Below are 15,982 nucleotides of genomic sequence, written 5' to 3' on the forward strand. Positions count from 1 at the left end.
CGTGCCGACCCAAGCTCCCCGCGTCGTCCTAGGTGTTGCCGGCGGCATCGCGGCGTACAAGTCCTGCGAGATCCTTCGTGCCCTGACCGAATCAGGGCTACACGTCGATGTCGTACCAACCCCGGCGGTGCTTGAGTTCGTCGGCGCCGCCACCTTCGAGGCGCTGTCGGGCAACCCGGTGAGCACGGGCGTATTTAGCGACATCGCATCGGTACGGCACGTGCGCCTGGGCCAACAGGCCGACCTGGTGGTGATCGCGCCGGCGACCGCTGATCTGATCGCTCGGCTAGCGAACGGGCGCGCCGACGACCTGCTGACCTCGACGATGCTGGTGACCCGCGCGCCGGTGCTGATCGCGCCGGCGATGCACACCGAGATGTGGCAGCACCCGGCGACACAGGCGAATATCGCGACGCTGCGCTCGCGCGGCATCACCGTGCTCGGACCCGCGCACGGACGTCTCACCGGCAAGGACACCGGGCCGGGCCGGCTCGCCGAACCGGCTGAGATCTACCGAATGGCCCGTCTGCTGCTGGAGACCGGTACCGCGGTGCCGTACGACATGAGCGGCGTCCGCGTGGTGGTCACCGCTGGCGGCACTCGTGAGTTACTCGACCCGGTGCGCTTTCTGACCAACCGTTCGTCCGGCAAGCAGGGATGGGCGCTCGCCGAGGTCGCCGCGGCTCGCGGGGCAGACGTCACGCTGATCAGCGCGAACGTCGAGCGGGTCGCCCCCGCAGGAGTGCTCGTCCAACGAGTGCAGACAGCGCTCGAGTTGGAAGAAGCGACCCTTGCTGCTGCCGCCGAAGCCGAGATTGTCGTGATGGCTGCCGCGGTATCCGACTTCCGGCCGACGGTGCGGCACGACTCCAAGATCAAGAAAACGGACGCCGAGCCGGATCAGATCTCACTGACCAAAAATCCCGACATTCTCGTCGGACTGGTCGCGGCCCGCGCCGAGGGCCGACTCAGCGGTCGGCCGACGATCGTCGGGTTCGCTGCTGAGACCGGCGATGCGCAGCACACTGTCGAGGAGTACGGGCGGCAGAAGCTCGCTCGTAAGGGGTGCGACTTCATCGTCGTCAACGACGTCGGTGCCGGTGGCGCGTTCGAGAATGACGACAACGCCGGGTTGATCCTGGGAGCCGATGGGACCTCAGCGGTCGTCCCGCACGGCAGTAAGCATCGCGTCGCCAGCCAGATCTGGGACGCCGTGCGCTAACTGGTCCATTCACTCGCCGACGGGTCTCGTCGCCGTCGTGGACTAGACTGGCCGAGCCTATTCCTGAGAAGGGGTTTTATCGAGATGTCACGACGTCTGTTCACGTCCGAGTCTGTCACCGAGGGCCACCCTGACAAGATCGCTGACGCCATCAGTGATGCGATCCTGGATGAACTTTTAGCGAGCGATCCGGAGGCCCGCGTCGCGGTCGAGACGTTGATCATGACCGGACAGGTGCATGTCGCCGGCGAGGTCCGCACGACCGCGTACGCCGATATCCCCGGCATCGTGCGACGCACGATCCTCGGAATTGGCTATGACTCGTCGGCCAAGGGCTTCGACGGGCAGTCGTGTGGTGTGTCGGTGTCGATCGGCGAGCAATCCTCCGATATCGCCAACGGCGTCGATGTCGCGCACGAGTCCCGCGTTGAAGGCAATGACGACGCGATCTCGGCGCAGGGTGCCGGCGATCAAGGGCTGATGTTCGGGTATGCCTGCGATGAAACGCCCGAACTGATGCCGCTACCGATTTCGATGGCGCATCGTCTCTCGCGACGACTGACGGAGGTTCGCAACAACGGCACCATGCCGTACCTGCGTCCGGACGGCAAGACCCAGGTCACCATTGAGTATGTCGACGGCAGGCCGGCACGTGTCGACACGGTCGTGTTGTCGACGCAGCACGCGGAGGGCATCAGCCTCGATGGCCTGCTTGCTCCGGACATCCGCCAGCACGTTATCGATCCGGTTCTGGCGCACTACGGCCTGGACACGAGCGATATGCGCGTCCTGGTGAACCCGACCGGGCAGTTCGTCATCGGCGGTCCGATGGGCGATGCCGGGTTGACCGGCCGCAAGATCATCGTCGATACCTACGGCGGATACGCGCGCCACGGCGGCGGCGCGTTCTCCGGTAAGGACCCCTCGAAGGTCGATCGCTCGGCGGCGTACGCGACCCGCTGGGTCGCCAAGAACGTGGTTGCCGCCGGGTTGGCGAGCCGGGTCGAGGTACAAATCGCGTACGCGATTGGGCGCGCCGAGCCGGTCGGAATGTACGTTGACACGTTCGGTACCGAAACGGTTCCGACCGAGAAGATCGAGGCCGCGGTTCGTGAGGTATTCGACCTACGCCCGCTGGCCATCATCCGCGACCTTGATCTGAAGCGTCCGATCTACCGCGCCACCACGGCGTACGGGCACTTTGGTCGCGAGGACGGCGACTTCCCGTGGGAGCGGACGAACCGTGTCGACGAACTTAAGAAGGCCATCAACGGCTAGCGGTCAGCTGGCCGACGACGTCGTCGAACGGCTGGTCGCCTCCGTCTACCCAGACGTGCCGCTGGCGCATCTGGATCGGCTGTTCGATTACGAGGTGCCGGCCGAACTCGTCGACGCGATTGCCGTCGGCTGCCGGGTCCGGGTCCGATTCTCCGGCAAACTCGTCGATGGGTATGTCATCAGTTTGCATGCCGGTTCGGACCACGCCGGGAAACTGTCGCGGATCGAACGGGTGGTCAGCCCGCTGCCGGTGCTGACTGAGCACACGATGCAATTGATCCGCGCGGTCGCCGATCGATGGGCCGGCGGGTTCTGCGATGTTGTCCGGCTGGCGGTACCGCCACGCAACGCACGGACTGAGCAGAGCGAGCCGCAACCGCCACCGGATTACCCAGCGCCAGACGTGCAAGGCTGGACGCCGTACGGCTCGGGTTTCATTGAGGCATTGCGGCAGGGACGCCGAGCGCGCGCCGTCTGGACAGCGATGCCTGGTGAGGACTGGCCGAGGAGGTTCGCCGAACTCGCCGTGAGTACCGCGAGCGCGGGCCGCGGGGCTGTCCTCGTGGTTCCCGATACGAAGGATGCCGCCCGGGTAGAGCAGGCGCTGGCCGAATTGATCGGTAGAGGCGGTTACGCAGAACTTAACGCCTCGCGTGGCCCGGCGGCGCGCTACCGCCGATTCTTGCGGTGCTTACGCGGTGAAGTCCGAATTGCGGTGGGCACCCGTTCGGCGGTGTATGCGCCGGTGCCGAACCTGGGATTGATCGCGGTGTGGGACGACGGCGACGACTTGTACGACGAACCCCGAGCGCCGTACGCGCACACCCGGGACGTTGCCGTGTTGCGCGCGCACCTCGCCGGCGCCAGCGTATTGCTGGGCGGCTTCACCCAATCGGTGGCTGCGACAGCCCTGCTGGAGCGTGGCTGGGCCGCGCCGCTGCGCGCCGAACGGGAGACGTTGCGGGCCGCGATGCCAAGGATTACGGCCTCCGGAGACGATATATATCTACGATCGGACGAGGCAGCGCACAGTGCCCGATTGCCGAAAGTGGCGTTGGACGCGGCGCGACATGCGCTCGGCCTGGGTGCGCCGGTACTCGTTCAAGTGCCGCGTCGTGGTTACCTGCCCGTGTTGTCCTGCGTGCGGTGCCACACACCGGCGCGATGCGCGACGTGCAACGGCCCGCTCGCCTTGGGCGCCGGTCGGGATGCGGTCGCGGCCTGCCGATGGTGCGGGCGTCACGCGGCATCCTGGGCATGCCCGGTGTGCTCGGCGGGTCGCTTTCGCGCCGCCGTCGTCGGAGCTGGGCGGACGGCGGAGGAACTAGGTCGGATGCTGCCCGGGGTACGGGTCATTCAGTCGGCGGGTGAGCAGGTCGTCGCAGAAATCGAACCCGAACCTTCCCTGGTCATCGCGACTCCGGGAGCCGAACCGGTTGTGCCCGGTGGGTACGGCGCTGTGCTTCTACTCGATGGCTGGGCGATGCTGACGCGTGCGGACCTCCTCGCGGGCGAAGAGGGCCTGCGCAGATGGTTGAACGCGGCAGCGCTGGCCAGAGGTGCCAGTGACGGTGGCCGCGTGGTGGTCATGGCCCCCGCCTCCGTGCCCGTGGTGCAGGCTTTGGTGCGGTGGGACGCCCCGTGGTACGCCGAGCGAGAGCTACGCGATCGCGCCGAATTGAGGTTCCCGCCAGTGAGCAGGATGGCGGCGATCGTCGGCGACCCTGCGGCGTTGGAGAGCGTGCAGCACGCCGATTTGCCGTCGTCCGTGGACGTGCTCGGGCCGGTCACCGAGCCGACCGATGAGAGTGCCGAACGAATGCTGCTGCGGGTGCCGCGCGCCGACGGCGACGATCTCGCGCGCGCCCTGCATGATCTTCGCGCGGGTCGCAGCATGCGCAAAGCCGGCGATAGATTGCGCATCAAACTCGACCCCCAACGACTCCTGTGATCAGGGACAGCCCGAACGACTAGACTGCGTGGGTGTCTGTAACCCCAATCCGGCTTTTTGGCGACCCCATACTTCGTACGTCATGCGAACCTGTCACCTCATTCGATCGCGAACTCGCAAAGCTCGTCGATGACCTGCGAGACACGATGCTTGCTGCTCAAGGAGCTGGGCTCGCCGCACCGCAGATCGGTGTGGGTGCCCGCGTGTTTACCTACAACGTCGACGGCGAAGTGGGGCATCTGGTGAACCCGGTCGTCGAGTACACCTCCGAAGAAGCGCAGACCGACGACGAGGGATGCCTGTCGATTCCTGGATTGCACTTTCCTTGCACTCGGCCATTGCAGGTTCGCGCGACGGGATTTGACGTGCACGGAGAGCCACTCGTGATCAGCGGAGAACGGTTGCTGGCGCGCGCCGTACTGCACGAAATCGATCACCTGGACGGGGTTATGTTCGTGGACAAGCTGGACACCGCGACGCGTAAGGCTGCGATGCGCGCGATCCGCGAGGCCGAGTGGGCGAACCAACCCGTTCCGGTGATTAAGGTCAGCCCACATCCGTCTCCGTTTGGGCTGTAGCGATGCGCGTCTTGTTCGCCGGTACGCCGGAGGTCGCCGTACCGTCGTTGAATGCTTTGGTTGCCTCTGAGCATGACGTTGTCGCGGTGCTCACGCGGCCGGATACCCGTGCGGGCCGCGGTCGCAGGGTGCACCGTAGTGAGGTCGGTCAGCGTGCGGACGAATTGGGAATTGACCTGCTGCAGCCCGCGTCATTGCGTGAGCAGGCGGTCGCCGAGCAGTTGAGTGCGCTCGACTTGGACGTGGCGGCGATCGTTGCGTACGGCGGGCTGGTGCCGGCATCGGCGTTGACGATTCCGCGACACGGCTGGGTGAATCTGCACTTCTCCTTGCTGCCGCGTTGGCGCGGCGCTGCACCGGTGCAACACGCGATCGCTGCGGGCGACGAGCGGATTGGCGCCTGTACTTTCCAACTTGAGGCGGGCCTGGATACCGGGCCGATCTTCGACGAATTGGCTTTCGACACACCGCCGCGCGCGACTGCGGGGGAGTTGTTGGGTCGGCTGGCGGTTGAAGGCGCGCCGTTGCTGCGGAAAACCGTGGACGATATTGCCGCTGGTACCTCGATTGCTCGCCCGCAGCCGGCAGAGGGCGTGACACTTGCGCCGAAGATCTTGGTCGAGGACGTACACGTCGATTTCTCCCGGAGGGCCCTCGAGGTCGATCGGTTAGTGCGATCGGCGACCCCAGCACCTGGCGCGTGGTGCGTAATCGCCGGGCAGCGGCTGCGATTGTCCGTCCTCGAGGCGATCGATGAGCAGGTGCCGGCCGGCGAACTCGTCGTGACGAAGCGCGAGGTCGTGGTGGGATGCGCCGAGGGCGCGGTGCGCCTCGGTGAGGTGCAGCCACAGGGGAAGCGTCCGATGTCGGCCGCGGACTTTGCGCGCGGTGCCCGCTTGGCCAGCGGAATGTCCGTGGGGGAGGCCCGGGGATGAGCGAGCGCGGACCAGGTACTGGCGGCAGCCGCCACGATGGCCGGCGCGACGAATCACACGGTCGCAATCGTAGGGATAATGGCGATCGACGCGGCCGCTCTCGTCAGCCAGCAGATCGAGCGCAAGGTGGGTCCGTGTCGCGTGGTTCGCGCGGTCGACGCCTGGCCGTGGGCGCGGCGCCTCGCAAGGTCGCGTACGACGTATTGCGGGCAGTCAGCGAACGTGACGCGTACGCGAATCTGGTGCTGCCGGATCGGATCCGTGCCGCCGGTCTGGACCCGCGCGATGCAGCGCTGGCGACGGAGCTGACGTACGGGACGTTGCGCGCGACCGGCCTGCTGGATCGGGTCATTGACGTAGTCTCCAGCAGACCCGTGGAGGACCTGGACGACGACGTTCTTGACGCGATCAGGTTGGGTGCGTACCAGCTACTACGGACCCGGATCGCAGCCCACGCGGCGGTGTCCGCCACAGTGGGCGCGACGTACGGTGTGCTCTCGCAGGGACAGTCGGGGTTCGTGAACGCGTTGTTGCGCAAGATCGGCTACCGCTCGCACAGCGAATGGATCGAGCGCGTCGCGCCGGATCGAGATGACGACCCTGTGGGACATCTGGCCGTAATGTATTCGCACCCGAAATGGATAGCGGCCGCGTTCAATGATGCGCTCGGTGGCGATTACGCCGAACTCGAATCCGCATTGGCAGCTGACGACGAGCGACCCGTGGTCCACCTCGCGGCCCGCCCAGGCCGAGTCGGTCGCGCTGAACTCGCGGACGTCGCCGGAGGCGCCGAAGGAAGGTATTCGCCTTTCGCGGTATATATGGATTCTGGCGACCCGGCGGGAGTCCCGCAGATTCGCAGCGGTTCAGCGGCCGTGCAAGACGAGGGCAGCCAGTTGGCTGCTTTGGCTTTGGCTAACGCGACGATCGATGGTCGCGATGAGCAATGGGTCGACCTTTGTGCGGGGCCGGGCGGGAAGGCCGGCCTGTTGGCGGCTATCGCCGGCGAACGCGGCGCACGGGTGCTAGCCAATGAAGTGGCGCCGCATCGCGCGCGGCTGGTCGAGCGGACAGTTCGCGGATTTCCCGCCGATGTGGTGATCGGTGACGGACGCGAGGCGCCGCTGGCCGACTCCAGCGTTGACCGAGTTCTGGTTGATGCGCCGTGTTCCGGGTTGGGTGCGTTGCGTCGTCGCCCCGAATCGCGGTGGCGACGACAGGCGTCCGATATTCCTGCACTCACGGCATTGCAGCGTGAACTGCTGACCTCGGCGCTGAGAATTGTTCGCCCGGGCGGCGTCGTCGGATACATCACGTGCAGTCCGCACGTCGCGGAAACTCGCGCAGTCGTGCGTGCTGTCGTCGGGGATATGTCCCGATTGATCGACGTACGCCCACTGCTGGCTGGAGTGCCTGACCTAGGTGATGGTCCGTGGGTGCAATTGTGGCCGCATCGGCACGGCACCGACGCGATGTTCATCTGCCTGATCGGCACGCCTGAGCGCACGTGAAGTAGCCGGTAGGTACACCGCTCGCTCGAGATCCGGGACGGTTGGGAATGTCGGCGCCGCGTGCGGTGTTATGGGCGCACCAGCCGGGACTGCGCGCGAGCCGATCGCGCGCGCAGTGTGATCCAATAGTTGTTGAATCGACAATCAGGGGATACGTATGCAGTACGCCGCCCAGCACACGGGCACCGGCCAGCCGATGATCGCGCCGAGCATTTTGTCGGCAGACTTCGCCAGGCTGGCCGACGAGATCGATCGGGTAGCAGGCAGCGACTGGCTGCACGTGGACGTCATGGACGCGCATTTCGTCCCCAACCTCACCATCGGTGAGCCGGTGGTGAAGAGCATCCGCGCCGCCACCGACATCCCCCTCGACTGTCACCTGATGATTTCCGACCCCGATCGATGGGCTCCGGGTTACGCGACGTTGGGCGCGCACAATGTGACGTTCCACGTCGAGGCCGCCGGCGATCCTGTGCAGACCGCACGCGCGATTCGAGCCGAGGGCGCGAAAGCGGGACTCGCGCTCAAGCCCGGTACCGCGTTGGAGGACTACCGAGAGGTACTCACCGAGTTCGACACGTTGCTGATCATGACGGTCGAGCCTGGTTTTGGCGGGCAGGCCTTCATCGACGCGATGATCGACAAGATTGCCGCGGCACGGCGCGCCGTTGATTCCGGTCATCTGAACCTGCTGGTGGAGGTAGACGGCGGCGTTAACGCCGCCACGATCGAGCGGGCGGCCGCCGCGGGCGCCGATTGCTTCGTCGCCGGCAGCGCTGTCTACGGCGCCGATGATCCGGCGCAGGCGGTCCGCGCCCTTCGCGAGCAGGCCGCAGCGGCATCGTGACGGTGAACGAACTGGCTGCCTACGAGGCCTGGATGGCCGAGGCCCTGCGCGAGGGGGTGCTGGCCCAGGGGCTGTCCAGCCCGAATCCGCCGGTTGGCGCAGTCGTCATCCGGGACAACGTCGTGGTGGGCCGTGGGCATACCCAGCGCCCTGGTGGCGCGCACGCCGAAATCATGGCGCTGCGTGAGGCCGGTGACGCCGCGCGTGGTGCCTTACTGGTGTGCACCCTCGAACCGTGCGCACACACCGGCCGTACCGGCCCGTGCGCAGACGCGATCATCGCGGCAGGCATCGCAGCGGTCGCGTATGCGGTCGCGGACCCCACCGATCAAGCCAGCGGCGGACATCAACGCCTCGCCGAAGCAGGCATTGCAGTCACTGCCGACATCAACAGCGACGACGCTGAGCGTGGTGCGTTGCGCGGCTGGTTACACCACCAACGAACCGGTCGCCCCTACGTGATCTGGAAGGTCGCGCAGAGTCTGGACGGGCAGATCGCTGCGTCCGACGGGTCCAGCCAGTGGATCACGGGTCCGCAATCGCGCGTCGCCGTCCACGACCTCCGCGAACGCGTCGACGCCATCCTGGTGGGAGCAGGAACCGTCCGCACCGATGACGCGGCCCTGAGCGCCCGCGACGAGCACGGTGAACTCCGAGGACGCCAACCACTGCGAATCGTCGTGACCGGTAGCGGTCAGCTTCCGCAGCACGCGAAGATTCTCGATGGCCAGATCCCGACGTTGATCGCGCTCGGTCCCGGAGCAGCGCATCACCGCGTCGACGTCCTGCGACAGCGTTCGATCGATCATCACAACAACGGACGCGCCGCATGCGACGTGTGGCTTTCGCCCGGGGACCTCCAGGAGGGAGTCGACCTGGACGCGTTACTGGCGGAGCTCGGTCGGCGCGGCGTGCTCACCTTGCTCGTGGAGGGCGGGCCGAGCGTAGCCGGGACCTTCGCAGCGGCGGATCTCATCGACGAGGTCCAGGCTTATATCGCCCCGAAGCTCTTGGTGAGCGGAATGTGGCCTGCGTTACGGGGCTACGGTGTAAGCAGCATCGATGACGCCCTGAATCTGCAGATCGCCGACGTGACTCGCAGCGGTGATGACGTCCTCGTGAGGGCAGTCCGCCGTCATGCACCACTGAAAGGGAAGTAGGCACGTGTTCACTGGAATCGTCGAAGAAATCGGCACGGTATCCTCGCTCACCCACGATGGGGAGAACGTCGACATCAGGATCGAGGCGCCGCTGGTGGCCTCCGACGCCGTTCATGGAGCTTCCATCGCGGTGAATGGGGTCTGTCTGACCGTGGTTGCGCACGACGCCGCCGGATTCACCGCTGATGTGATGGGCGAGACCTTGGACCGCTCCAGCCTTGGCGCGCTGCGTGCGGGCGGACAGGTCAACCTGGAACGCGCCATGCCTGCCGGTGGCCGGTTGGCCGGGCATATCGTGCAGGGGCACGTTGACGGCGTCGGCACCCTCCTACATCGCGACTCGCACGGGAAATGGGATGTGCTGCGGTTTTCGCTACCGTCCGAACTCGCGAAGTACGTCGTGGAAAAGGGATCTATCACCATTGACGGCGTATCGCTGACCGTGAGTGCGGTGAGTCCAGCGGACGCCGAGGATCCCTGGTTCGAGGTCTCGTTGATCCCGACGACATTGAAGCTCACCACCCTCGGCGAGCGCGCACAGGGAGATCGGGTGAATCTGGAAGTCGACGTACTGGCAAAGTACGTCGAGCGGGCGCTGGCGAGCAGAGCGCCGTCACACAACGAGGCAGGACGTGGGCAGTGAGAGACTTTGACAGCATCGAGCAGGCCATTGAGGACCTGCGCGCGGGCAAGGCGATCGTTGTCGTCGATGACGAGGACCGGGAGAACGAAGGCGATCTCATCTTCGCCGCCGAGAAGGCGACTCCCGAACTCGTCGGCTTCATGGTCCGGTACACCTCCGGCTACATCTGCGTCCCGATGACCGATGAGGCGTGCGAGCGCCTCGACCTCCCGCCGATGTTCCACACGAACCAGGACAAGCACTCCACGGCGTACACCGTCACCGTGGACGCCAGCGATGGCATCACCACCGGAATCAGCGCGGTCGACCGTGCGCACACCATCCGTGAACTGGCTCGACCGGACGCTGCTCGTAGCGATTTCCGCCGGCCCGGTCACGTCGTACCGCTGCGGGCTCGCGACGGGGGCGTATTGCGCCGCGCCGGCCACACCGAGGCCTCTGTCGACCTGTGCCGGCTCGCGGGACTCGAGCCCGTGGGCGCTATCTGCGAGATCGTGTCGCAGAAGGACGTCGGCGATATGGCACGGTTGGACGAACTGACCGTCTTCGCGAACGAGCATGACCTCACTCTGATCTCCATCGCCGATCTGATCGCCTACCGCCGTCGCAGCGAGAAGCACGTCGAGCGCGTCGCCGAGGCGAGAATGCCGACCGAGTACGGCGAATTCACCGCCGTCGGGTACGACACCCAGTTCGACGAGGTCGAACATGTCGCCCTGGTGTACGGCGACCTCGGTGACGGCGAGGACATCCTGGTGCGAGTGCATTCGGAATGCCTCACCGGCGACGTATTTGCCTCACTGCGCTGTGACTGCGGCCCGCAATTGCATGCCGCGATGCAGGCCGTCGCGGCCGAAGGCAAGGGCGTCGTGCTCTACATTCGCGGTCACGAGGGCCGCGGAATCGGTCTGCTGCACAAGTTGCAGGCGTATCAACTTCAGGACCAGGGCGCCGACACGGTCGACGCCAATGTCGATCTCGGGCTGCCGGTCGACGGCCGTGACTACGGCACCGGCGCGCAGATCCTCGCCGACCTCGGGATCAAGTCGATGCGGTTGCTGACCAACAATCCCGGCAAACGGGCGGGGCTGGAAGGGTACGGGCTCAAGATCACCGGACGTGTTCCGTTACCGCTGAGTGTCAACCCGCACAACATCGCCTATCTGACCACCAAACGCGACCGCATGGGCCATCAGCTTGAGGGACTGCCGGAGGGTGCCGAACCGGGAATCCTGCCGTGAGCGGCGAAGGCCGACCCACCTCAGCCAACCTCGATGCCTCCGGTTTGAGGCTGGCGATAGTCGCAACGCGCTGGAACGCCGATTTGGTGCAGACCATGCTGTCGCGATCGCTCGATTGTGCGCGTGACTGCTCGGTGTCCACGCCTACGGTGGTGCACGTTGCCGGCGCGATCGAACTGCCGGTCGTCGTGCAGCAACTCGCTCGCACCCACGACGCCGTCGTCGCGCTCGGAGCGGTAATCCGCGGAGGTACGCCGCACTTCGAGTACGTGTGTGACTCGGTGACTGCCGGGCTGACGCGCATCGCGTTGGATGAGGGAACCCCGATCGGCAACGGCGTACTCACCTGTAACACCATGGAACAGGCGCTCGCGCGTAGCGGTGCGCCGGGTTCTACCGAGGACAAGGGCTACGAGGCGGCACACGCCGCGATCGACACGGCGATTACGCTCGCCGGGCTACGAGGAGAGAAGTGAAGTCATTCGACGAGCTCTACGCAGAGCTCCAGCAGAAGGTTGCCGAGTCGGCCGAGGGCTCGGGCACCGTGGCGGCCGTGCAGGCCGGCGTACACGAGGCCGGTAAAAAGGTCGTCGAGGAAGCTGCTGAATCCTGGATGGCCGCCGAGCATGAGGACACTGATCGGGCGGCGGAGGAGATCTCCCAGTTGCTCTATCGTGTGCAGGTCTTGATGATCGCGCGCGGTATCCCCATGTCCGACGTCTACAAGTACCTCTGAAACGGAGTAGGACCACTCCCATGCTGCGCATCGCCGTCCCGAACAAGGGCTCATTGGCCGACGCCGCCGCGACCATGCTGAAGGAGGCCGGCTACCGCCAGCGCTCCACCAGCAAGGAACTGGCCATCCTCGACCCGCAGAACGACGTCGAGTTCTTCTATCTGCGCCCGCGTGACATCGCCGTGTACGTCGGTGAGGGCACGCTGGACCTAGGCATCACCGGCCGGGATCTGCTGATCGACTCGGGTACGGACGCCACCGAGGTGCTTCCACTCGGGTTCGGGGCATCGACGTTTCGTCTAGCTGCCGAGCCGGACACCATCAGTTCGTTGGAGGACCTCGCCGGTAAGCGAATCGCCACGGCGTACGCCGGGGTCATGGCCGACATCCTTAAGCAGCGCGGTATCGACGCCAAGATCGTGCGCCTCGACGGCGCAGTCGAAACAGCAATCCGACTCGGTGTAGCTGACGCTGTCGCGGACGTCGTTGAAACCGGTACCACGCTGCGTACTGCGGGTCTGCAGATCATCGGCGACGAACCGTTGCTCGTCAGCGAGGCCACGTTGATCGGGCGCGAGGGTGTGGCAGAAGAGTCGGCCGTGCAGCAATTGCTGCGTCGCCTGCAAGGCGTGCTGGTAGCGCGTCGGTACGTAATGCTCGACTACGACATCCGCGGTGAGAGTCTGGACGCCGCTGCTGCGGTAACTCCAGGGCTGCAGTCACCGACTGTGTCGCCGCTGCACGACGAGGGTTGGTTCGCCGTGCGGGCGATGGTGCCCAGTGATCAGACGAACTCGATCATGGACGAGTTGTGGTCGTTGGGGGCGCGAGCGATCCTCGTCACCGACATCGTTGCCTGCCGCATCTGACCGAAAGCCGTGGCACCATAGAGCAGTTGAATTCGATGGTGACGGAATGGAGTTCTAGGTGACGATCAGCGCCTCCTCTCTGAGAGTTATCGGTGGCACCCCGCTCACTGGTGAGGTCGTTGTTCGCGGAGCCAAGAACCTGGTGCCGAAGGCCATGGTCGCAGCCCTCCTCGGTAACACCCCGAGCACGCTGCGTAACGTCCCGAACGTCGTGGATGTCGATGTCGTGTCGGGGTTGCTGAAACTGCACGGTGTGGGAGTCGAGCGCACCGACGGCGTGTTGACGATGGACCCGGGCCGGGTCGATCACGCCGAACCTGCCGAACTCAACGTGCACGCAGGGTCCAGTCGGATCCCGATCCTGATGTGCGGGCCACTGATCCATCGGCTCGGACGAGCGTTCATCCCGGACCTGGGCGGCTGCAAGATCGGCGACCGCCCGATCGACTTCCACCTGGACGCGCTACGGCAAATGGGTGCGAAGGTCCGTAAAGAGAACGATGGCCTGTACATCGACGCCCCTGGCGGACTCCGCGGTACGCAGATCGAGCTGAGTTTCCCCAGCGTCGGTGCCACCGAACAAGTGCTGTTGTCGGCGGTACTGGCCACCGGCACCACCGAACTACGCAACGCCGCGGTCGAACCGGAGATCATGGACCTGATCTGCATCCTGCAGAAAATGGGTGCCCAGATCACCGTGCACAGCAACCGCGTCGTACGTATCGAGGGTGTTTCAGAACTGACCGGTTTCGATCATTGGGCGCTCACCGACCGACTTGAGGCAGCGTCCTGGGCCTGCGCCGCGCTCGCGACCAAGGGCGATATCACGGTCGTCGGCGCCGAGCAGGAGCCGATGCTGACCTTCCTGAACGTATTTCGCCAGGTCGGTGGCCAGTTCGAGGTGAACGACGGCGGAAACGGATCGGCCAAGTCGATTCGATTCTGGTGCCCCGAGGGCGGGCAACTAAATGCCGTGGCGATCGAAACCAACGTCGCACCAGGGTTCCAGACGGACTGGCAGCAACCGCTCGTCGTGGCGCTCACCCAGGCCGAGGGCCTGTCGATCGTGCACGAGACCGTGTACGAGAACCGACTCGGCTTCACCCAAGCACTCAATACGATGGGCGCGCACATTCAGGTGTACCGCGAGTGCCTCGGCGGGTCGACCTGCCGGTTCGGGCAGCGCAACTTCTCGCATTCGGCGGTGATCAGCGGCCCCGCGCAATTGCACGGCGCGGAGCTGGCGATCCCTGACCTCCGTGGCGGATTCTCGTACCTCATCGCAGCGCTCGCCGCTGATGGAACCTCCACCTTGCACGGGCTGGAGCTGATCTACCGCGGCTACGAGAACTTCCTGGCGAAGTTGTCCTCGCTGAATGCGAAGTACGAAGAACTCTAGGCGCCACCAGCCGCCCGCACACCGCACTCAGTCGTAGCCGCCTACCAGGCCGCCGCATTCGGTGTTGACGTGCGCCACCAGGTTCTAACTTCAGTCGGACCAGCGGAACAATCGGCGGGCGAGCCCTGCGAAGATCAGCGTCCATACGGCCAGTACCAACAACGCGACCCAATCCAGTGGTCCAGACCCAAGCGCGGAGCGCAGACCATCGCCGAGTGCGCCACATGGCGTGAGGGCGACAATCGTCTCCCACGGCGAACCGTACGAGGAACTTGGCAGGACGGTGCCCAACCCGAGCATCAGCACCCACACCAGATTCGCCAGTGCGAGGGTTGCCTCGGCACGTAGGGTCCCGGCAAACAGCATCGCCAGCGACACGAAACATGCCGTACCGACGATCCAGAACAGCAGCGCGGGCAGCACGCCGCTGAGGTCCGGGTGCCAGCCTAGGGCGAGCGCGATCGTGCTCAGCACGACGATTTGCAGCACCTCGATCGCCAACACGGCCAGTACCCGTCCGGCGAGTAGGCCGCCGCGGCCCAGGGGAGTGACCCCAAGTAGTCGAAGGACGCCATACCGACGGTCGAAACCGGTGCCGATGGCTTGGCCGGTGAAAGCCGTCGACAGGATCGCCAGCGCCAGCACCCCTGGCGCGACGACGTCGATCCGTCGACCATCGAGTTCGGGGAACGGCAGCAATACCCCGGCGATGAGTGCCATCGCCGGCAAGATCAGCGAGACGAGGAGCTGTTCGCCGTTGCGCAGCAGGCTCGCGGTGTCGAACTTGGCCTGCGCGAGTATCCTGGTCCGCTCGGCGGCGGGGGCGCTCACACGCGTTCCCGGGGAGTCAACTCGAAGTACACGTCTTCCAGGCTCCGCCCGGCGCATAGCTGGGCGAGTGGGCCATCGGCGGCCACGCGACCCTCATTGATGATCACGATGTGATCGGCCAGCCTTTCGGCCTCCTCGAAGGAGTGCGTAGTGACGACGACGGCGACGCCGCGCTCGCGGGTACGGCGGATGAGTGACCACACATCCAGCCGAGCGTGCGGGTCGAGCCCCGCTGTCGGCTCGTCCAGGAAAAGCACGTCAGGGTTACCGATCAGCGCGCAGGCCAAGGCGACTCGCTGCCGCTGACCGCCCGATAGTCGCCGCACCGTGGTGGACGCGAACTGGTCAATACCCAACTCGCTCACCAGTTCATCGACCGATCGCGGGTCGGCGTACAAGGAGGCGAGGTGACGAAGTAACCGGACGGGTTTGGCGCCGTTAGGCAGGCCGCCGTCCTGCAGCATCACGCCCACACGCGCGCGGTGCTCAGCGTTCGCCGCCCAGGGATCGGCGCCCAATACTCGCGCCTGACCGGAGGTGGGGCGGATCAAACCTTCCAGGCACTCCATCGTGGTGGTCTTGCCGGCACCATTGGGGCCCAGGACCGCGGTGATCTCGGCGGTACGCGCGGACCAACTCATTCCATCGACAGCACGCGTTGCGCCGTAGCGCTTGCTGAGCTCAATCACCTGGACTGCTGTGGTCACAATGATCCAGTCTAGGCCGTGCGGCATCTGCAATCGAGGTGCGATCCAGCGGCGCTCATCACCTCCTGAGCCAT

16 protein-coding genes are annotated in these 15,982 nt (G+C 65.6%); 14 read left to right on the forward strand and 2 right to left on the reverse strand.

The window, feature by feature from the left end:
- The first annotated feature begins 1 nt into the window (after position 1).
- The 14 genes from coaBC to murA all read left to right on the forward strand — a co-directional run bounded on the left by coaBC (position 2) and on the right by murA (position 14,370).
- Positions 2–1,222, forward strand: coding sequence for a bifunctional phosphopantothenoylcysteine decarboxylase/phosphopantothenate--cysteine ligase CoaBC (coaBC, locus tag E1H16_RS07445; RefSeq protein ID WP_208378914.1), 1,221 nt, complete (start codon positions 2–4; stop codon positions 1,220–1,222).
- A gap of 84 nt (positions 1,223–1,306) precedes the next feature.
- A complete protein-coding gene (gene metK, locus E1H16_RS07450; RefSeq protein WP_134323081.1) occupies positions 1,307–2,500 on the forward strand; it encodes a methionine adenosyltransferase in 1,194 nt (397 codons plus the stop codon).
- Positions 2,466–4,451: a primosomal protein N' gene (locus E1H16_RS07455; RefSeq protein WP_243837767.1), complete on the forward strand. Its 1,986-nt coding sequence runs from the start codon at positions 2,466–2,468 to the stop codon at positions 4,449–4,451. Before metK ends, E1H16_RS07455 begins: the two co-directional genes overlap by 35 nt.
- 32 nt (positions 4,452–4,483) lie before the next feature.
- A complete protein-coding gene (gene def / locus E1H16_RS07460; protein WP_134323082.1) occupies positions 4,484–5,029 on the forward strand; it encodes a peptide deformylase in 546 nt (181 codons plus the stop codon).
- A gap of 2 nt (positions 5,030–5,031) precedes the next feature.
- On the forward strand, positions 5,032–5,964 hold the full coding sequence (gene fmt, locus E1H16_RS07465) for a methionyl-tRNA formyltransferase (protein WP_134323083.1): 933 nt from the start codon (positions 5,032–5,034) through the stop codon (positions 5,962–5,964).
- A 134-nt stretch (positions 5,965–6,098) separates the two neighbouring features.
- Entirely contained in the window at positions 6,099–7,475 is a 1,377-nt protein-coding gene (locus E1H16_RS07470; protein WP_208378915.1) for an RsmB/NOP family class I SAM-dependent RNA methyltransferase, read from the forward strand.
- A gap of 157 nt (positions 7,476–7,632) precedes the next feature.
- Positions 7,633–8,322, forward strand: a complete 690-nt coding sequence (rpe, locus tag E1H16_RS07475; RefSeq protein ID WP_243837768.1) for a ribulose-phosphate 3-epimerase — start codon at positions 7,633–7,635, stop codon at positions 8,320–8,322.
- A gap of 2 nt (positions 8,323–8,324) precedes the next feature.
- Complete coding sequence (gene ribD, locus E1H16_RS07480; RefSeq protein ID WP_208378916.1) at positions 8,325–9,482, forward strand: bifunctional diaminohydroxyphosphoribosylaminopyrimidine deaminase/5-amino-6-(5-phosphoribosylamino)uracil reductase RibD; 1,158 nt, start codon at positions 8,325–8,327, stop codon at positions 9,480–9,482.
- Positions 9,483–9,486: 4 nt separating this feature from the next.
- Positions 9,487–10,125 (forward strand): riboflavin synthase, encoded by a 639-nt coding sequence (locus E1H16_RS07485; protein WP_134323086.1) that lies wholly within the window; start codon positions 9,487–9,489, stop codon positions 10,123–10,125.
- Positions 10,122–11,366, forward strand: a complete 1,245-nt coding sequence (locus tag E1H16_RS07490; RefSeq protein ID WP_134323087.1) for a bifunctional 3,4-dihydroxy-2-butanone-4-phosphate synthase/GTP cyclohydrolase II — start codon at positions 10,122–10,124, stop codon at positions 11,364–11,366. The genes E1H16_RS07485 and E1H16_RS07490 overlap by 4 nt, the downstream gene beginning before the upstream one ends.
- A complete protein-coding gene (ribH, locus tag E1H16_RS07495) occupies positions 11,363–11,842 on the forward strand; it encodes a 6,7-dimethyl-8-ribityllumazine synthase (RefSeq protein ID WP_134323088.1) in 480 nt (159 codons plus the stop codon). The genes E1H16_RS07490 and ribH overlap by 4 nt, the downstream gene beginning before the upstream one ends.
- The gene (locus tag E1H16_RS07500; RefSeq protein WP_134323089.1) at positions 11,839–12,102 is read left to right on the forward strand and encodes a phosphoribosyl-ATP diphosphatase; all 264 of its coding nucleotides are present in this window, start codon (positions 11,839–11,841) and stop codon (positions 12,100–12,102) included. Before ribH ends, E1H16_RS07500 begins: the two co-directional genes overlap by 4 nt.
- Before the next feature lie 20 nt (positions 12,103–12,122).
- Positions 12,123–12,971 (forward strand): ATP phosphoribosyltransferase, encoded by an 849-nt coding sequence (gene hisG / locus E1H16_RS07505; protein ID WP_134323090.1) that lies wholly within the window; start codon positions 12,123–12,125, stop codon positions 12,969–12,971.
- A gap of 58 nt (positions 12,972–13,029) precedes the next feature.
- A complete protein-coding gene (gene murA / locus E1H16_RS07510; protein ID WP_134323091.1) occupies positions 13,030–14,370 on the forward strand; it encodes a UDP-N-acetylglucosamine 1-carboxyvinyltransferase in 1,341 nt (446 codons plus the stop codon).
- Between the two features lie 90 nt (positions 14,371–14,460).
- Here the strand turns inward: murA and E1H16_RS07515 are convergent, their stop codons facing one another.
- Together E1H16_RS07515 and E1H16_RS07520 are read right to left on the reverse strand one after the other, a co-directional pair.
- A complete protein-coding gene (locus E1H16_RS07515) occupies positions 14,461–15,201 on the reverse strand; it encodes an ABC transporter permease (protein WP_208378917.1) in 741 nt (246 codons plus the stop codon).
- A complete protein-coding gene (locus E1H16_RS07520) occupies positions 15,198–15,908 on the reverse strand; it encodes an ABC transporter ATP-binding protein (RefSeq protein ID WP_208378918.1) in 711 nt (236 codons plus the stop codon). The genes E1H16_RS07515 and E1H16_RS07520 overlap by 4 nt, the downstream gene beginning before the upstream one ends.
- Positions 15,909–15,982 lie beyond the last annotated feature (74 nt).

It is taken from the genome of Cumulibacter soli (assembly GCF_004382795.1).
In the GTDB taxonomy this organism is placed as follows: domain Bacteria; phylum Actinomycetota; class Actinomycetes; order Mycobacteriales; family Antricoccaceae; genus Cumulibacter; species Cumulibacter soli.

Excerpts from the sequence above, each read along its gene's own strand:
- fmt (WP_134323083.1), top strand. The coding sequence starts at position 5,032 with ATGCGCGTCTTGTTCGCCGGTACGCCGGAGGTCGCCGTACCGTCGTTG.
- metK (WP_134323081.1), top strand. The coding sequence starts at position 1,307 with ATGTCACGACGTCTGTTCACGTCCGAGTCTGTCACCGAGGGCCACCCT.
- hisG (WP_134323090.1), top strand. The coding sequence starts at position 12,123 with ATGCTGCGCATCGCCGTCCCGAACAAGGGCTCATTGGCCGACGCCGCC.
- rpe (WP_243837768.1), top strand. The coding sequence starts at position 7,633 with ATGCAGTACGCCGCCCAGCACACGGGCACCGGCCAGCCGATGATCGCG.